Below are 18,404 nucleotides of genomic sequence, written 5' to 3' on the forward strand. Positions count from 1 at the left end.
CATCTGTGCAGTTGTTTTAATTTCTTTTTGCAGACTGCAACTTTTTCGGAGTAATCCACAATTCGGTTGTTATGGACAAAATTCTCAAAATTCTGATAGTTGATGACGATGCAGTCGATCGGATGGCGGTCAAACGCTCGCTCAAGTCCGCTGGGGTTGCGGCAGAAGTTACAGAAGCAGAAGACTGCGCGGATGCCCTGACCAAACTCTCGGTAAGTAAAAATTCTAACCAGGCGATCGCGAAACTCTCAAAACAAGATAAATCTCAATATTATTTAAACGAGGTTGAGGAGCCAGAAAATTCGCTGCTATTAAATCAGATATTTGAGTGCAAATTTGACTGCGTATTTCTAGACTACGGCTTGCCCGACGGAGACGGACTGACTTTGGTGCAAGATGTACGGGAAGCTGGGATAAAAGTTCCCTTAATTGTGCTCACAGGTCAAGGCGACGAACAAATTGCTGTGGAATTGATGAAAGCGGGAGCTTCTGATTATATCGCTAAAGGCAAGATGTCTCCAGAGAGTTTGGCCCGCAGTTTGTACAATGCCATTCGCGTTTACCGCGCCGAATTTGAGGCGTTTCATACGAGTGAAAAACTTAAGGAAAGCGAGGAACGGTACAGGTTAGTTTTAGAGGGAGTGAACGACGGAATCTGGGATTGGGATTTAAGTAAAAACGAGGTTTATTGGAACGATCGCCTTTTGGAAATTATCGGTTTGTCGCGGGAGGAATTTGGCAGCACTATGGAAGCTCTCTACAACCGCCTGCACCCGGAGGACAAGGAGGGCATTGTCACGGCGATCGCCGCTCACTTAGAACAAGAAATAGACTACAATGTAGAATTCCGGCTGCTGCACTCTTCCGGTTTTTATCGTTACTGCACTTCTCAGGGAAAAGCTCAGCGAAATTCCCAAGGAAAAGTGGTGCGGATGGCCGGCATGATTAGCGACATTACTGAGCGGAAACAGGCGGAAGATGCTCTAGAAAGAGAACGGCAGCAACTGAAACAAATTATTAATTGCGTCCCGGTAGCAATGGCGATGTTCGATACGGAAATGCGCTATTTAGCTAACTCTCACAAATGGCTGACTCAATTTAATTTCGAGTGGCAGTCACTAACTAATCTCAGTCATTACGAATTGTTTCCAGATACGCCAAATCGCTGGAAAGTGATGTATCAACAAGTGCTTAAAGGTGAGGTAGTTTCTGTGAGCGAAGATGCTTGGGAACGAGCAGACGGTTCTGTGATGTACCTGCGCTGGGCCGCTCACCCTTGGTACAATCCCGACGGCCAAGTCGGGGGAATTGTGATGGTGGCTGACAAGATTAATGAGTTGGTGGAAGCGCGAGAAACTGCCCTAGAAGCGAGCCGGGTGAAGTCGCAATTCTTGGCAAACATGAGTCACGAAATTCGCACTCCGATGAATGGGGTTTTGGGCATGGCTCAATTGCTGCTGCGCGCTCCTCTGGAACAGAAACAGCGGGAGTGCGCTCAGACTATTTACCGCAGTGCTGAACATTTGCTGAGCGTGATTAATGATATTCTCGATTTCTCTAAGATTGAAGCGGGAGAAATGCGGCTGGAAAAAGCTGATTTTGATTTGGATAACTGCATAGAATCGGTGATAGCAATCATAGCACCTTTGGCAGAAGAAAAAGATATTGAATTGAATATTTTAGTTGACAGTTCGGTGCCGAAAAAGTTAGTGGGCGACTCTGGCCGGTTAAAGCAAATTTTGTTAAATTTGACGGGTAATGCGATAAAATTTACCGATCGCGGTCAAGTTTTAGTTCACATAACTGTCAAGCGGGGCGATCGATCGACCGGAGGCCCCGAAGGAGCCAAATTGCTATTTTCGGTGCGGGACACTGGCATTGGAATTTCGGCAGAAGGGCAAACAAAGCTGTTCCAATCTTTTTCTCAAGTAGACGATTCTCCTACTAGGCCTTACGGCGGGACGGGTTTGGGTTTGGCTATTTGCAAGCAGTTAGTGGAGACAATGGGAGGCGACATTGGGGTTCGCAGTTTGCTAGGCAGCGGTTCGACTTTTTGGTTTGCTATACCTTTAGAAAAACAGTTGCAAGTTGAGCCTCGTGAGCCAGAACTTGCGGGTAAGAAGCTGTTAGTAGTCTCTGGAAGCGCTTTGAGGAGGGCGGCGGTACGATCGCTCGCTCAAAGTTGGGGTGCTCGCTGCGACGAGGCAGAAAGTGCTACTGATGCTTTGACTTGGTTGAAAAATGCTCAGGGCGGGATTTCTCAGCATTCGGGGGCAGGGAAAAAAAGCTGCGATGGAGTGCTTGTGGACTTGCAAATGCCGGATTTGAATGCGGAGGAATTTGGTTTGAAAGTGCGATCTATACAGGCAGTTGGCTCGTTAATCGCCATGACTGCTTTGCGGGAACAGTCGAAAGCTGAAGCGCTTTGCAGCCTGGGTTTTAGCGGCTATGTACTCGAACCGGTGCGGCCTTCCCGCCTGCTTGAAGCTTTGCTGGCCCCTGTTAAGGAAACGGGAAATGTTGGGAACTTGGAAGCTGCTAATACTGACAAGTTGCCAGCAGTTAATTCTCAAGATGTTACTCCCTATTCGCCGTCATCGCTGAGAATTTTACTGGTGGAAGACCACCCGATCAATCAACAAGTTATTGTCGCACAGTTAGCGGTTTTAGGCTATCACGCTGACTGTGCCGCCAACGGTCAAGAAGCGCTGAATTTGCTGGCAGACAACACCTATGATTTAGTGCTGATGGACTGTCAAATGCCGATACTTGACGGTTACGAAACTGCACAAAAGTTAAGGGAAATCGAAGGAGGCGATCGGCATACTTTTGTGATTGCTTTAACTGCTCACGCTATGCCGGGGGAACGAGAAAAATGTCTGGCGGCGGGGATGGATGATTATCTCAGCAAACCTGTAGATTTAGATGCTTTGGCGGCGGCACTGAAAAAGTATGAAACCCAAAATGTTCAGTTTGAAAATAAGTATGGAGTTAAAAGTATTAAGTGGGAAAACAATTCTCACTTAGCAACAAATTATAAAGAAGTTTGGGAAAAAGCGCAGGTTGTGGGTGTGCCGCCACCAAGGGCGATCGCACTTCCAAGTTGGGAACACGCAGACTGCGACGGACTGTTCGACAAGAGCAGATTGGAGCAACTCGGACGAGTTAATATTAAATTGCCAGAGCGACTTTTGCAAGCATTTGTGGGAAACGCGCAAGCTGATGTGGCTGCTGCCAAAATAGCTGTAGAAGCTAAAGATTGGCAAACTGTCGAATATCAAGCACATCGTCTCAAGGGAACTTCAGCTAATGTGGGAGTTGCTTTGATGTCGAATTTAGCTGCACAATTGGAACATCAAGCGCGAGTCTTTCAATTTGAACCGCTAGCTCTGGAACTGTCAACAATTGAGGGGGTTGAGAACATATTAATGAGTTTATCAAGTCATTTAGCCCGAGTTAAAGAATTTGTAGAAAATCGAATGTTTGGTTGATCTGCTAGTAGATGGTAGTCGATTATTATTATAGTCAGGAATAGAAATCGCAACTATACCAACCAAATCAGCCTTCGCGTGACTGAGAAATAAAGAGATAAAGTACGGACTGCCCACCCTAAATATATAAGTTCTCCCTAAGTTCTATTTCTTGATTCCTTTCTTTCTTCACTCTGTGTCCTCTGCGTTCTCTGCGGTTAATTAAAAAAAATTAATTTAGCTATGACTTACGATACCAGTAAAAACACTATCTTAGAGAGCAAACAATTAGAAAATAATGGAGCAAGGCTGACGCCTTTGATGGCTTTTGCTCGGGAAGTTTTGTTGTACGAACAGGAGGCAGATCCTCCGGCTATGCGTTCCCCAGATCTGGCGGGTAACGAGGGAGAATATCAGGCAGTTGTGGTGGATAATCTGGTTGCAAAAGTAGCTCGCTGCTGTCGGGAAAGCAAGATTGGAAAAAAATTACCGACGGCTTTTTACATTCACGTTTCGGCTCTGCCGACACTCAATCCTGTACTCGTAATTTACGAAAATTGTGCCAGACATACTCTCGAAAATATTGAAGAAGCAACTTTAGTTAAATTTTCACTTGCTCGACCTAAAATATCTTATCTTTTTTACCCTGATTTCGATACAGATGCTCACCCTGCTTTGCAAACCAGCATCCAAATTAATCTCGAAACAGGGCAAGTTAAATATTTCGATTACAGCAACAGCGAAAATCCCCCGGTTTTGCACCGGAAGGAAACTTTTATAAGTGCGGATTATCCGAATTACGAAAAGTTTGCTCGACTCACTCGCAGCGAGGAAGGATGGGGACTGCTTGACAATACTAGCGTTATCGGCACTCGCGAGGGTTGGCTCAAATATTTAGGATATTGCGGTGTCGAAATTCAAGATCATGCTGTAGTCGAGCGTTTGAGACAGGAGAATAGCGATCTTTCAATTCCTAAAATCGAGCGACACAAAGCTGCGATGGTACGTAACTCGCTTTCTAAACCTTTGCGTTTGGTTTTAGAAGCTGATTTAGCAATCGATGGGGCGACTTTTTTTGATTACGGTTGCGGTTACGGCGGGGATATTAAATATATTGCACAAGAGGGTTATGCTATTTCTGGTTGGGACCCATACTATCAGCCGGATACTCCGCGAGTTTGTGCGGATATTGTGAATATTGGTTATGTGATTAATGTAATTGAATCTTTGGCGGAACGCCGAGAAGCGTTGCTGAATGCTTGGGAATTAACTAAGAATTTATTAGTTGTGGCGGCTCAGGTTTTGATTGATGATAGCGATCGAGGTCAAATTGCTTATGGGGATGGGGTGATTACTTCTCGAAATACTTTTCAGAAGTATTACGAACAAGAAGAGTTGAAGGTTTATATAGACCAAGTTTTGAGTGTTGATGCAATTCCTGTGGCTTTGGGGATTTATTTTGTGTTTCGGGATGCTGCGGAGGGTGAAAGTTTTCGTGCTTCTCGGTTTCGATCGCACTTATCGACGCCCAGAGTGCGATCGCAAGTTAAGCGGTTTGAGGATTATGCGGATATGTTGGCTCCTTTGATGGCTTTTGTGAGCGATCGGGGCCGGCTTCCGGTTAAAGGCGAATTAGCGGAAGAATCGCCAATTAAGGAGGAATTTCACAGTTTTAATCGCGCTTGGAGGGTGATTTTGCAAGCAACGGATGCGGATGATTGGGAGAAAATCGCCGACAAGCGCCGTCAAGATTTGCTGGTATATCTCGCTCTCAACGGTTTGGGCGATCGGCCTTCAATCCGCCGACTCCCGGCTCAAATCCGCAACGACATCAAAGGTTTGTTTGACAATTATCAAAAAGCTTGCACTTTGGCTGATTTAATGCTGTACAGTTTGGGCAAAGCTGATATTGTTGCCGATTGCTGCGAAGATAGTGCGATCGGCTACAAACAGCCCGGTACTCTTTCAGTTCACGTCTCTGCATTAGAAGAACTCGACCCTTTACTGCGGCTGTATGAAGGCTGTGCAAACCGCACAATTGGCAGACTTGACGGCGCGACAATCATCAAATTTTACGCTCGCAAACCTCAAATTTCCTATTTATTTTATCCCGATTTTGACACTAACCCGCATCCAGCCCTGCACACGGCTATGCACATACATTTGCGCAACCTTTCTGTCAGCTATCAAGACTACTCGGATGTTTACAATCCGCCAATTTTAGTGAGAAAAGAAGCTTTTGTTACTGCTAGTTATCCGCATTACGAAAAATTTGCGAAACTCAGCCGCCAAGAAGAAAAGTTAGGGATTCTGGATCGTGGCGCAGTTAAAAAACATCGGGAATGGGTGAAGTGTTTAGAGGAAAATTGCGTTAAAATTAAGGGTCATCGCTTGTTTTGGCGATCAGATGCTGACCCAGAAAAGTTGAAAATGCTGCAAAAAGCTGCGTCGGAACGCTCTCAGAAAAAGATAGAGTTTAATGCGGGAAAGATTGAACGAACCGCAGAGGGCGCAGAGGGGGCAGAGGATGAAAAAGTTAGTGGCGAACACAGTTGAAATTTGTTGGTAAGGTGTTTAAAATTGAGGCTGTAGCGTTCCTAGCGGTTGACATGGAAAAATACTTGCAAGTGAGTGAAGTTATTGATTGGCAGCATCCTGAAATTAAGGAATGTGCTAAACAAATCGCATCGGGATATGACACACCAACGGCGATAGCTAAGGCTTGCTTTGAGTGGGTGCGAGATGAAATTCGTCACAGTTATGACTATCAAATGAGTCCTGTGACCTGTCGAGCTTCAGATGTACTTCAGCACAAAACAGGGTATTGCTATGCGAAAAGTCACTTGTTAGCAGCGTTACTAAGAGCAAATGAAATACCAGCAGGTCTTTGCTACCAGCGGTTGAGTATTGATGACAAGGGTGCGCCGTATAGTTTGCACGGTTTCAATGCAATTCATTTACCTGAAGTTGGTTGGTATCGAGTAGATGCAAGAGGTAACAAAGAAGCAGTCAACGCTCAGTTCACTCCACCTCAAGAACAGTTAGCGTTTAAGATTCAGTTTCCTGAAGAGGCAGATTTTCCAGCCATATTCTCAGAGCCGCTTCAAGTCGTTATAGAAGCACTGCAAGCACAGAAGAGATGGGATGATATGCTTCGTAATCTCCCAGACATTTCGTTGGAGTCCGCGAAGAGTTATGGTCTGCTATGATACACATCGAATCCTGCTTTGGGCAGGCGCAGCCTTTTAAATTGTTCACGGGCAAAAGAGCCGCAACATTCGTCTTTATGAGCTGCTCGGATACAAGCTATTCAAAAGTGAAAAAATAAACAAAACCCTGTCGTTCGCGTTCATGCACAAACAGTGAAAAGCCCCAACAAGCAGCACAGGCTGTGGCAGTAGTTTGAAAACGATCGTTTCTTGTGAATAACGTATTGACATTGTAAATACATTTTCCCTATACTAGGGAGCATGAATGTATACTTCGTGCTCAATGGCATTACCTTTGTATGGGATGACTCAAAAGCGCGGATAAATCCCACAAATCATGATGGGGTTACTTTTCAACAAGCTGCTGAATGCTTCTTTGACCCATTTCTAGTTGTCGTTGATGCCAGCCGCAATGAGGAAGCGCGTGATGCTGTGATTGGGCTAGATAGTCGGTGGAATCTACTGTATGTGGTTCACGTTGAGCGTGAAGAGAATGTCATTCGGATTATTTCAGCACGTAAAGCAACTCGTCAGGAGAGGGCAGAGTATGAAGATTGAAGCATTAAAGCAGCGATTAAACCGCAACCGTCCAATGACTAGCGTGACTATCCGTATGCCCGAAGATGTTGTGGAAGATTTAAAGAAAGTTGCACCATTGTTGGGTTTTTCGGGTTATCAGCCATTAATTCGTGCTTATATCGGTCAAGGTTTGCGCGTTGATTTAGAACGATTTGAGAGCGAGACAGTGACAGCTTTAGTAGCAAGTTTGAAGCGTCGAGGTGTCAGCGATGCAGTGATTGATGAGGCATTAAAGGAAGTCCTTCGTGCTGAGTCCTGTTAAATTGTATCTAGCCAGCAGTACAAAAAGGCGATCGATACCTGCACGCGAGGTCAAAAACCCGGTTTATGCCTCAATATCTCAAGGGAGAAACCGGGTTTTTTAGGTTGATAGTGCGTAAGTCCTGTTAAGCAAACTTAATCTTCAAATAATCATCCTCCATCTTCGCCCCCGAAGGTTGCAGCGCCGCTAAAGCTTGCGGCAACACCAAATTACGGCGGTGATTCCCAATCCGAACATTCAACTCATCTCCCGTTTTGCTCAACTGGATCTGATCCTTAGCAATTCCGGGCAAATACAGTTCAAGACTATATTGATTGTTTTCCTGCACGATCTTAATCGTATTTTCTTGGTAATAAACTTGACTTGGGTCTTCGTCTTTGTAAAGCGTTTCTTTCAACCGTTCCAAAGCTGCCAAACCGCACATTTCTTCGGAATAAAGTGGCACCTCCTTAACTGGCAGCGGCATGAAATCTGAGTGAATTTCCTGACGGTACTGTTCCTGGCTTTCTTTCCACCGTTTAAAAAATGGGTCAGTTACTTCGGCGGGAATAATCCGGTTAGCTACTACTAAATCTGTGGCTACATTGTACAAACTCAAATAGGCATGAGCGCGCAGAGATTCTTTAATTACCATTTTTTCTGGGTTGGTAACTAACCTTACCGAAGTTACAGTATTGTCCGTTAAAATCTTTTCCAAAGCCTCAATTTGTTCGTAAAATTCGTAAGGTGCATCCATCACCTCTTTGTCTGGCAAAGAAAAACCCGCAATCGGTCTAAAAATAGGTTCAACTAAAGGTCTAAGGGCAGCAGATATGCCTTGCAGCGGCTTGTAAAATTTTCTCATGTACCAGCCGCCAACTTCCGGCAAACTTAGCAGTCTTAATGCTGTGCCAGTCGGAGCAGAATCGATAATTAAAACATCAAATTCGCCTTCGTCGTAATGCCGCTTCATTCGCACTAAACCGAAGATTTCATCCATTCCTGGCAAGATGGCTAATTCTTCAGCTTGCACCCCTTCGAGCCCCTGCGCTCGCAAGACTTGAGTAATGTAGCGCTTAACTGCTCCCCAATTGCCTTCTAATTCCCTGAGAGCGTCTAATTCTGCTCCCCACAAATTCGGTTTCACCAGCCGCGAATCGTGCCCGAGTTCCATGTCAAAGCTGTCGGCTAAGGAGTGAGCGGGATCTGTACTCAGCACTAGGGTTTTGTATCCCAATTCGGCACACCGCAGCCCAGTCGCAGCGGCTACGGAGGTTTTGCCGACACCGCCTTTTCCAGTCATTAATATTAAGCGCATTGATTGTTTAGCTCGCCTGAAAGTAATTTACTCCTATATTGTAACGTTATGTAACATAAATTAATTTAGTGGGGAATTAATTTGGGCGATCGCGCCGCCAGACATACCACATTTGCCGTGATCCACGAAACTGCTGCAATGTCAAGAGCAGTTAAAATTATTTATCTCAGATATCAATTGCAACAAATAAAAATCCATCAGCGTTCATCTGCGTTTATCTGCTAACATCTGCGGTTAAAAAGGGATCTCGCTCTTGAAACACTATTTTTTATTGCTAAAAAACCTAAGAAAAATTATCAAACATTAGTTGTCAGAGGAAATACAAGCTGTTTGAGCACATCCAACCGCGAACAGTCCCAGTAATCGATGTGAGAAACAATTAAACCGTCGCTGTTGACTTTCAGTTCACTCCTACCGGCGATCGCCATTTTCGGTTTCCAAGGTAGCGGTGCGATCCAGCTCAGAGTCCAGCGAGTGTCTATAGTATCTCCCGACTGCGAAATCCCGTGCAAATCGAGATTTATATCCTGAAAAAAAGTCCCCATAAACCCGATCATTTTGCGGTAGCGATCGATTCCGGTAAATCGATTCACCGGGTCTTCAAAATAAACATCTTGGGCGTAAATGTTGTAAGTCTGATTTTTGGGGAATCTTTGATAATCATCTTTGAGAATTTCAATAATATCCATTATGATTAGCTATTTGCCTGAAATTATTATAATATAGTTTATACCTGCTTGAGAAAAGGCGGACAACTTATGATCGATCTATACACTTTTACCACACCGAACGGTCGCAAAGTCTCGATCATGCTCGAAGAAATAGGTTTACCCTACAACGTGCACGTCATCGACATCACAAAAAACGACCAATTTAGCCCAGAGTTCATCGCAATCAACCCCAACAGCAAAATTCCGGCGATAGTCGATCGAGATAACGGCATCACCGTCTTCGAGTCCGGCGCTATTCTGATCTATCTTGCCGAAAAAAGCGGCAGATTTCTGCCCACAGACAAACAAAAATACTTTCAAGTTATGGAATGGCTGATGTTTCAAATGGCCAGCGTCGGCCCGATGTTTGGTCAGCTAAACCACTTCAAACGCTTTGCACCCGAACAAATTCCCTATGCGATCGGGCGCTACGAAAAAGAAACCTTGCGGCTTTACGGAGTATTAGACACTCAACTAGCAAAATACGAATACATCTGCGGCGACTATTCAATTGCCGACATTGCTACCTATCCCTGGGTTGCTATTTACGAATTTCAAGGATTAACCCTCGACAACCACCCCCACCTCAAACGTTGGGTAGAAACCTTGCAGAAGCGTCCCGCCGTTGAGCGCGGCATGGCTGTTCCATCATTATAAACCCCCATCTAAATTGTATTTTCTGGAGGGCGTCCCGCCCGCCCCACAAAGCAAGTTTACTGGTTGTGGAACGGGCTTCTAGCCCGTTCAAAAAAAGCCGTCAAACTCAATCGGCAAAATGCTTAATAATTGCCTCCGCAAACTCCGAACACTTCAACTCTGGCACCGGCGGCTCCATCAACCTTGCCAAATCATAAGTAACTTCACCGTTAGAAATTGCCGCTCCCAAACCCTTCTTAATCAACTCGGCTGCTTCCTGCCATCCCATGTATTCTAACATCATCACCCCAGACAAAATCAGGGAACCGGGATTGACTTTATCCAAACCGGCGTGTTTCGGTGCAGTGCCGTGAGTGGCCTCAAAAACAGCACATTCATCACCAATATTCGCACCGGGGCCCATGCCCAATCCGCCGACAATGGCGGCGGCCGCATCAGACAAATAATCCCCGTTCAGATTCATGGTCGCCAAAATCGAATACTCGGCCGGTCGGGTTTGAATTTGTTGGAAAATACTGTCAGCAATTCGGTCGTTGACCATAATCTTGTCTTTCCACTGCCCGCTGCCGTGACTGTCCCAAATTGCAAACAGAACGTCGGCGACTTCTTGACGAATTTTGGCTTGTTTTTCTGGCGTCAAAGCATCGTATCCCGGATCTATTTGGCGAGCATTATCTTCTAAGCTAATGTCGGGATTTTTTTCTTTGTTGCCCAGAATCCAAGACTCTCTTTCAGTTACGCACTGTTCGCGAAATTCGGTGGTTGCCACCTCATAACCCCAATCTCGGAAAGCTCCTTCTGTGTATTTCATGATATTGCCTTTGTGCACCAAAGTCACTTGCTGCTTATCTTTTGGCAACCGCAAAGCGTGGGTAATGGCGCGCCGTACTAAACGCTGAGAACCTGTTTTGCTAATGGGTTTAATTCCGATTCCCGAATCGAGGCGAATTTGTTTTTTGCCGTGTTCTGGTGTTGCGGGAATTAACTCATTATTGAGGAATTCAATCAATTTTTTGCCGATTTCGCTGCCTTTTGCCCATTCAATTCCGAGGTAAATATCTTCTGTATTTTCCCGGTAAATAATTACATCTAGGAGTTCAGGAGTTTTGTGTAGCGATGGTGTTCCAGCATAATATTTGCAGGGCCGCACGCAGGCGTAAAGGTCGAAGATTTGCCGCAAAGCTACGTTTAGCGATCGAATGCCGCCCCCGATTGGGGTTGTCAGCGGCCCTTTGATGGCGACTCCGTATTCTTTGATTGCGTCTAAGGAATCCTGGGGCAGATATTGGTAAGTACCGTAGACATCGCAGGCTTCGTCGCCTACATAGATTTTAAACCAGTTGATTTTTCGATCGCCACCGTAAGCCTTTGCTACCGCAGCATCCATGACTTTCTGGGATGCTGGCCACAAGTCAACGCCCGTACCGTCGCCGCGAATGAAGGGAATAATCGGGTCATTGGGGACGATCGGCAAACCGTCTTTGAAAGTAATTTTAGAACCAGTTGTCGGGGCTACAATCTTTTCGTACATATCTTAACAGCGCGGATAGCAAGTCTTCCTATTTTGCCACGATTATCTGCCTAAACCTCCATAAATCCTAAATATTTGTCTAAATTTAAGTTTGATGTTTGGGCGATCGGCTGCTAGTCACTTTAACGAGCTGGCGAGCGTAAATTTAAAAGTAAATTTAAGAAAGTAGCAAATATAGCAGAAAATTCTATCAGATAGGCCACATATATGTCAGTGCTACTGTTGGGAAAATGCTAGAAGCGAGTCCAAAGGGTGGTTGCTTTTTAACAGCAAATTAACGCAGATTGTTGTGAGGATATGTGCGTTTACTTGCGATATTTTTCCTTCTGCATATTTTTCTTGACCACCCACAAAATAAACCAGATGACAATAATCACGGCAACTATTTTTGAAACAGGACCGAGATATTCATCTACAAGTGCATAATTTTCGGCGAGCTTATATCCGGCAAAAGTGAGAAAACTTACCCACAAAATAGTGCCTGCTGTTGAGTAGAGTAAAAAAGGAATTAAAGGCATATTGTTGATGCCAGCGGGCAGGGAAATCAGGGTACGAACTCCCGGTACCAGCCGACACAAAAACACGGCTTTCTTGCCGTGTCTGTTAAACCATCTATTTGCTTTGTCTATATCGGCACCCGATACTGTTATCCACTTGCCGTATTTGTCGGCTAAATTCCTCAAGCGTTCTTCGCTCAATAATTTACCCGCATAGTACCAAGGAATCGCCCCTAAAACTGTACCGATTACCCCTGCTGCGATCGCCGGTGCCAACTGCATATCGCCCTTCGATGCCGTGAATCCTGCCAGCGGCATAATCAATTCTGAGGGAATGGGGGGGAAAAGATTTTCTAAAAACATCAACAGGCCAATTCCCAGATAGCCCATCGACTGCATTGTGTTAGTTATCCATTCAACCATTTTGATTTAATAATTGGTAATAGTTACTTTGTATTTTGCTCGTTTTTGCTAGTTCCCCGGCGGTGCCTGGGAACACATATCTAGAGGCTCTGCCTCGACTCCCCATGAGGGAGGCAGAGCCTCCTTGTATTCATTCCCCGGCACCGCCGGGGAACGATAAACGATGATTAAGTGCCCGAAGTCCAAGAGTTTGTGTACTCAATTTGCTCGGCAGTCAAGGTATCAATGTGAATACCCATTGCTTCCAATTTGAGACGGGCAATTTCTTTGTCAACTTCCACGGGGATTGAGTGAATACCGGGTTCTAGTTTGCCTTTGTTCGCAACCAGATATTCGCAGGCTAAAGCTTGGTTAGCAAAGCTCATATCCATCACGGCGCTGGGGTGTCCTTCGGCTGCTGCCAAGTTGATCAAACGGCCTTCGCCCAACACAATAATCGACTTGCCATTATTGAGGTGATATTCTTGAGTGAAAGACCGGACTGTTTTCACGTCGGTGCTTTTTGCGCCGAGGGATTTGAGGTCAATTTCAATGTCGAAGTGACCGGAATTGCAAACAATTGCGCCGTCTTTCATTGTCTCGAAATGTTCGGCACGAATGACGTGTTTGTTGCCGGTAACGGTAATGAATACATCTCCGACTGTTGCTGCTTCGTCCATCGGCATGACGCGGAAACCGTCCATCACTGCTTCGATCGCCCGAATCGGATCGATTTCAGTAACAATTACGTTAGCACCCATGCCGCGAGCCCGCAGTGCCGTGCCTTTGCCGCACCAACCGTAACCTGCAACTACAATATTTTTACCTGCTAACAAAATATTGGTAGCGCGGATAATGCCGTCTAGGGTAGATTGACCGGTACCGTAGCGGTTGTCAAAGAAGTGCTTGGTGTCGGCGTCGTTGACGTTCATTGCCGGGAAAGTCAGCACGCCGTCTTTCAACATTGCCCGCAGGCGCACGATGCCCGTGGTAGTTTCTTCGGTAGTTCCGATCAAGTCGGCAATTTGGTTCGGGCGGTGCTGGATCAGTGCCGCTACTACGTCGCTGCCGTCGTCGATAATGATATTGGGGCGGTGGTCTAGGGCTGTGTAGACGTGACGTTCGTAGGTAGCCGCGTCTTCTCCTTTGAGGGCGAAGACGGAAATGCCGTAGTCTTCTACTAAGCAAGCAGCTACGTCATCTTGAGTGCTCAAGGGGTTGCTGGCGATCAGTACGGCGTCGCCACCGCCGAGTTTGATGGCAATTGCCAAATGAGCGGTTTCTGTGGTTACGTGACAGCAAGCAGCCAAGCGAATGCCAGCGAAAGGCTTTTCTTTAGCGAAGCGTTCTTGAATTTGCCGCAAAACGGGCATTTCCCGGCCGGCCCACTCGATGCGTTGTTTTCCCAAGGGGGCAAGGGACAAGTCTTTGACTTCGTGCTTAATCTTGACGGATGTAGCAACCATGTATGTTATTTCCCAGAAATCATCAAACTTTGTTAGTTTTAGCAGATTAACCCCTCGGCGGGCAAGTGCTGTGATTTTACTCGATCGCCGCGGGCGAGGCGAATCTTAAATTTTGATGGTGTTCGATCGACCAAATTGCGACCGGCGCAGGGGAGTCACCCACACATCTGCGTCAAAATTTCCTGTCGGGCGATCGCAATTTGGGATTCGCTGCGAGTGGGAATGATTAATGCCGATCGAGTTACTAATTTTGGCAAGCAACCTGATACCTGTGATTTCCTGGAAACAGCTTTAATTGCTCGGCATAAAACCGATACAGTCCTAGAAATTGCCGCAGCGGAAAGGGCGATAGCTTTGGAAGCATCTCCATGAAAACAGCCCAGCTAGAAATTGGACTTTTGAGGATCTCTTGCTGCGAGGAAAGAGTCAGAAGCAAGGAGCCAGAAGAATTGTTTTTACAAATACGAGATGCTCCCGAGGCAAAATACTTCACAGCCAAACATACTAATTGATAACACCAGCGATTCAAATATTGCAACTAACCCGAAAAGCGAGACAGCGTACAGGATAAATTTATCAATTGCACTGACCGGGGAAAAAATTTACTGATAGTAAGAAATCCGGCAATATCTCAGATTGGCAACTCGCGGCGGCAGTTAGTGGCAGCCAGGATCGGACAAAGAAGCGATCGCAATTGGCCAAATTCTCAACACTCAACTCCCAATTGGCAAACAAGCAACAGAATCCGCGATTGAGCAACTGATGTTGAATGCTAAAATTATTTACCTAGCAACTCACGGCTTGCTCAACCAATTAAAAGAGAGCGAAGTACCGGAAGCGATTGCCCAGGCTGCATCTCAAACGGATGACGGCTTGCTGACTTCCAATGAAATCCTCGATGGGCGACTGCAAGCTGAATTAGTAGTGCTGAGTGCTGAGTGCCTGTAATACTGGTAGAGGTATCATTACTGGCGACGGCGTGATTGGATTGTCTGCTTCTGTGATGACCGCAGGTGTTACAAGTGTTGTTCTCTCACTTTGGTCTGTTCCAGATGTCCCAACCTGTTTGTTAATGATGGAGTTCGATCGCCAAATGCAGGCAAATCCTGACAAGGCGCAGGCACTGGGCCAAGCAATGCTGACAGTGGCGAAGGAATATCTTAACCGTATTAACAGGGCTGCATTTACTTTAAGGGGAAAATGCGAGTAAGCAATAGGCGAGTTTTTTGCAATTGAACGAGCAAAATACATTCACCAGTCCTGGACGCATCGGAACCGAGAAACCGGGTTTTTTAGGTTGGGTGCGGTCTACAACGAGTCTGTTCGTAAAAAACCCGGTTTCTCAAGAATCGTGCGTCCAGGACTATTCACCTTAAAAACGTTTTTTACAAAATCGGTCTCCTACCTAAAATCCTTAAAGCTAATAACTGATAGCTTAAAGCTTTGCGCTCAACGACATGAATCCTCAACCATTGCGCCTGCGACTGACTTGGAACGATACACTTACCGGGGATTGTCGGTCTCCGATACTCGACTTGCCCATCGCTTTGGGAAGAATTTTTGATGCTATGCCCGCCACAATCAACGGGGAACGAGTTTCTAGAATTGCCCTCAGCAGCAGTCAAGTTTCTCGCTTCCACGCAGTGATTGCCAGGAAAGGCGACACGATCGCAGTGATTGACACGGGCAGCCGAAACGGTACTTTTGTCAACGGAGTTCGCCAAACCCGGTGCGTGCTGGCAAACGGGGATATGCTGCAAGTTGGGCCCTACGCGATCGGCATTTCATTTGCTGTTAATTCCCCAGAAACACCGTCGGTAAATTCTCACATTTTCTTTAACCCGCAGACAAATGGACCAGACCCCGGGTTGGGCCAGCTTCCGGTGTCGCCGCTTCCTCAAACAGGCAGTAGGGGAGAATTTCCGCCGATCGAATTTTTGCACGCTTCTCAAGTGACAATGCGATCGCTCCAATCTATGGGACTCCCTGTGGCAGAAGTTGATTGGGCTGCCGTTGGCGGGGGTTTGGGCAGCTTGATGTGGGTGGATTTGCTCAGAATTTGCGGCGTGAAAACAGATCGAATTGCGGTTTTGGGCATGGAAAACCAGCCTTACGCCCGCTATAGCCGTCTGTGCCAGAATTCTCAAATTCCGCTGCGGGAACGCCTGCGATCGAATTCTGACTCCTGTCCAGACAACATTTGGGGGTGGCCTCCCTATGCTTTGCGGGAAGCTTGGCAGGAATTGCACAAAGGGCGTTTGGGGATGTCGTTAAAGTTGATGTGGCAGGTGTTTGCCGAACCGACTTTTGCCGAAACTTATACGCCTCGCGCGGGGAATGTGTTTGATTCTATTGACAGGGAAGTCGATCGAATTGGGTGGAATCAGATGTTTCGCTACGGTAGAGTGCGGGGAATTCGCAAAACAGATGACGGCAGGTACGCGATCGCTTATTCTCGATCGAATGCGGATCGCCGCGACCACGCTTTTTTAATCGCCAAATACGTACACTTAGCCACCGGCTATCCCGCGATTCAATTTCTGCCCGACTTGCAAGCTTACCGCGAAAAAACCCAGGATTTTGAGTCGGTTGTCAACGCTTACGAAAACCACGACAGCGTTTACGAAAAATTGGAGGCCAGGGGCGGCAGCGTGTTAATTAGAGGCCGGGGAATTGTGGCTTCGCGGGTGGTGCAGCGGATTTACGAAGCGCGACAGCGGAACGGCAATATTCAAGTATTGCATTTGATGCGATCGCCCAAACCCCAAGGCAACAAATTTAAACTCGCTCAGCGAAGAGTCGAAAATCACTACGAATTTCAACCTTTCAACTGGCCGAAAGCTTGCTGGGGCGGGGAACTCCGCGTACTTTTGGAAAAAGCCGCCCCTGAATTTCGGCCGCAGTTGCTCACCGACTGGGGCGGCACTACCACAGCCCAGCGCAGCGACTGGCGGCGGATTGTCAAAGAAGGTTTAAGTCAAGGATGGTATCAAATTACCTTCGGGGAAGTCGAGCGAGTCGAGCGCGACAGTCAAAACCGCACGGTGACGTACATTCAGGAGAAGGAACTCAAGGGGCAAATTAAGTTAGAAGCTGATTTTATTATTGATGCTACGGGTTTGGACGCTAAGGTAAAAACCAGTCCCCTGTTAAACGATTTGGTAGCTCAATACAATCTTCCCCTCAACGGTTTCGGGCGGCTGAATGTTAACAACGATTTTGAAGTGCCGGAATTGCGGAATTCTTCTGCTAGCAACGGAGAAGGCCGGGTATACGCAGCCGGCGCGATTACTTTGGGAGGGCCTTACGCGCCCGTAGACAGTTTTTTGGGCTTGCAATACGCCGCCTTGCGTTCCGTTGAAAGTCTGGCGGCAAACCGAGCTGCGGGCGTGCGGAAATTGAGCGTTTGGCGATCGTTTGTGCAGTGGTTGAAGTGGATTTTCAATAAATCTCCCGACTAACTTGAGGGACGAAGTTCGACAACAAGCAATGTACGGGATTTAATGGATTTAACGGAGATATTGCACCATTTTCAATAGGTTTTTTACGGGCGAGCAGGTTTTTTACGGGCGGGCAGGATGCCCACCCCACAAGAAAAGTCACTCTTCGCGGAACGGGCATCTTGCGCGGGCAGGATGCCCACCTCACAAGAAAACTCACTCTCTGTGGAACAGGCATCTTGCCTGTTCTTAAAAATAGTAAAAGATGTCAGATTTAACTGATTAAAACGGACTTCGCCTTCAATCTAAAATCTAAACTCCCAAATCTAAAATCGCACAACCTTCCCATTCAATCTAAAATCTAAACTCCCAAATCTAAAATCGCACAACCTTCCCATTCAATCTAAAATCTAAAATCTAAAATCTAAAATCGCATGACTCCCACTTTATTCGGCCGCTGGCAAACTCGGTTACTGTTATTTGCAACCGCAGGCGTTTTAGTAACGCTACCCTTTTTTATGGGTTTAATTACCTCCCAATCAGGCTCAATCTTTTTCTGGATTTTAGGGTATGTAGCGATTTTTGGCATCGGCTGGGATGCTTTATATATATACATCCAGCAGTTCCGCTGGGATCGAGATTGGCCCGGCGCGTTTCAATTGCTCGCTGGAATTTGGGAAGCACTTTTTGTGTTATTTTTAATCAAAGTTATCGGTTTGCCCGGGATACCTGCACAAGATTTTGACTTGGGAGCTTTTGCTTTGCATTACAGTTTAGTGTGGCTGGCTATTTATCTGGCTTCCCAAACACTGATGCGGATTTTCTTTCCATACTGGCGTTTCCGAGGCGGGCAATGGTTTTAATAATACCTGTAAGGGCGGGTT

The 18,404-nt window shown here is 46.3% G+C and carries 16 protein-coding genes and 1 pseudogene; 12 read left to right on the forward strand and 5 right to left on the reverse strand.

What is annotated here, in order from left to right; genetic code table 11:
- Positions 1-71: 71 nt before the first annotated feature.
- The 5 genes from QUA80_RS09390 (at position 72) to QUA80_RS09410 (ending at position 7,520) form a co-directional block, all read left to right on the forward strand.
- The gene (locus QUA80_RS09390) at positions 72-3,491 is read left to right on the forward strand and encodes a response regulator (protein ID WP_333423517.1); all 3,420 of its coding nucleotides are present in this window, start codon (positions 72-74) and stop codon (positions 3,489-3,491) included.
- 222 nt (positions 3,492-3,713) lie between these two features.
- On the forward strand, positions 3,714-6,026 hold the full coding sequence (locus tag QUA80_RS09395; protein WP_333423519.1) for a DNA phosphorothioation-associated putative methyltransferase: 2,313 nt from the start codon (positions 3,714-3,716) through the stop codon (positions 6,024-6,026).
- Complete coding sequence (locus tag QUA80_RS09400; RefSeq protein ID WP_333423521.1) at positions 6,023-6,679, forward strand: transglutaminase family protein; 657 nt, start codon at positions 6,023-6,025, stop codon at positions 6,677-6,679. The genes QUA80_RS09395 and QUA80_RS09400 overlap by 4 nt, the downstream gene beginning before the upstream one ends.
- A 261-nt stretch (positions 6,680-6,940) precedes the next feature.
- Entirely contained in the window at positions 6,941-7,237 is a 297-nt protein-coding gene (locus QUA80_RS09405; protein ID WP_333423523.1) for a BrnT family toxin, read from the forward strand.
- Complete coding sequence (locus tag QUA80_RS09410) at positions 7,227-7,520, forward strand: hypothetical protein (protein ID WP_333423524.1); 294 nt, start codon at positions 7,227-7,229, stop codon at positions 7,518-7,520. The genes QUA80_RS09405 and QUA80_RS09410 overlap by 11 nt, the downstream gene beginning before the upstream one ends.
- 124 nt (positions 7,521-7,644) lie before the next feature.
- Here the strand turns inward: QUA80_RS09410 and QUA80_RS09415 are convergent, their stop codons facing one another.
- Both QUA80_RS09415 and QUA80_RS09420 read right to left on the reverse strand, forming a co-directional pair.
- The gene (locus tag QUA80_RS09415; RefSeq protein ID WP_333423526.1) at positions 7,645-8,817 is read right to left on the reverse strand and encodes a TRC40/GET3/ArsA family transport-energizing ATPase; all 1,173 of its coding nucleotides are present in this window, start codon (positions 8,815-8,817) and stop codon (positions 7,645-7,647) included.
- Between the two features lie 296 nt (positions 8,818-9,113).
- Complete coding sequence (locus QUA80_RS09420; protein WP_333423528.1) at positions 9,114-9,506, reverse strand: DUF2358 domain-containing protein; 393 nt, start codon at positions 9,504-9,506, stop codon at positions 9,114-9,116.
- Positions 9,507-9,575: 69 nt separating this feature from the next.
- Between QUA80_RS09420 and QUA80_RS09425 the strand changes: the two genes are divergently transcribed.
- On the forward strand, positions 9,576-10,184 hold the full coding sequence (locus tag QUA80_RS09425; RefSeq protein WP_333208294.1) for a glutathione S-transferase N-terminal domain-containing protein: 609 nt from the start codon (positions 9,576-9,578) through the stop codon (positions 10,182-10,184).
- Between the two features lie 106 nt (positions 10,185-10,290).
- Here QUA80_RS09425 and QUA80_RS09430 read toward each other — a convergent pair whose 3' ends face one another.
- From QUA80_RS09430 to ahcY, 3 genes are all read right to left on the reverse strand, one after another.
- Complete coding sequence (locus tag QUA80_RS09430; RefSeq protein ID WP_333423530.1) at positions 10,291-11,715, reverse strand: NADP-dependent isocitrate dehydrogenase; 1,425 nt, start codon at positions 11,713-11,715, stop codon at positions 10,291-10,293.
- Positions 11,716-12,020: 305 nt separating this feature from the next.
- The gene (locus QUA80_RS09435) at positions 12,021-12,635 is read right to left on the reverse strand and encodes a DedA family protein (protein ID WP_333423531.1); all 615 of its coding nucleotides are present in this window, start codon (positions 12,633-12,635) and stop codon (positions 12,021-12,023) included.
- Between the two features lie 167 nt (positions 12,636-12,802).
- On the reverse strand, positions 12,803-14,080 hold the full coding sequence (ahcY, locus tag QUA80_RS09440; protein ID WP_333423533.1) for an adenosylhomocysteinase: 1,278 nt from the start codon (positions 14,078-14,080) through the stop codon (positions 12,803-12,805).
- Between the two features lie 135 nt (positions 14,081-14,215).
- On the opposite strand from ahcY, the gene QUA80_RS09445 reads away from it, so the two are divergent.
- The 6 genes and pseudogenes from QUA80_RS09445 (at position 14,216) to QUA80_RS09470 (ending at position 18,383) form a co-directional block, all read left to right on the forward strand.
- The gene (locus QUA80_RS09445) at positions 14,216-14,452 is read left to right on the forward strand and encodes a hypothetical protein (protein WP_333423535.1); all 237 of its coding nucleotides are present in this window, start codon (positions 14,216-14,218) and stop codon (positions 14,450-14,452) included.
- A complete protein-coding gene (locus tag QUA80_RS09450; RefSeq protein WP_333423537.1) occupies positions 14,449-14,592 on the forward strand; it encodes a hypothetical protein in 144 nt (47 codons plus the stop codon). Before QUA80_RS09445 ends, QUA80_RS09450 begins: the two co-directional genes overlap by 4 nt.
- A 166-nt stretch (positions 14,593-14,758) precedes the next feature.
- Positions 14,759-15,028: pseudogene (locus QUA80_RS09455) on the forward strand (CHAT domain-containing protein); the annotation flags it as partial.
- Positions 15,012-15,290 (forward strand): CHAT domain-containing protein, encoded by a 279-nt coding sequence (locus QUA80_RS09460; protein WP_333423539.1) that lies wholly within the window; start codon positions 15,012-15,014, stop codon positions 15,288-15,290. The pseudogene QUA80_RS09455 and the gene QUA80_RS09460, both read left to right, overlap by 17 nt.
- Positions 15,291-15,537: 247 nt before the next feature.
- Complete coding sequence (locus QUA80_RS09465; RefSeq protein WP_333423540.1) at positions 15,538-17,541, forward strand: FHA domain-containing protein; 2,004 nt, start codon at positions 15,538-15,540, stop codon at positions 17,539-17,541.
- Positions 17,542-17,954: 413 nt separating this feature from the next.
- Positions 17,955-18,383, forward strand: coding sequence for a hypothetical protein (locus QUA80_RS09470; protein ID WP_333423542.1), 429 nt, complete (start codon positions 17,955-17,957; stop codon positions 18,381-18,383).
- The last annotated feature ends 21 nt before the right edge of the window (positions 18,384-18,404 follow it).

Origin of the sequence: Microcoleus sp. F4-D5 (assembly GCF_036704885.1) — a bacterium.
Taxonomy (GTDB): domain Bacteria; phylum Cyanobacteriota; class Cyanobacteriia; order Cyanobacteriales; family Microcoleaceae; genus Microcoleus.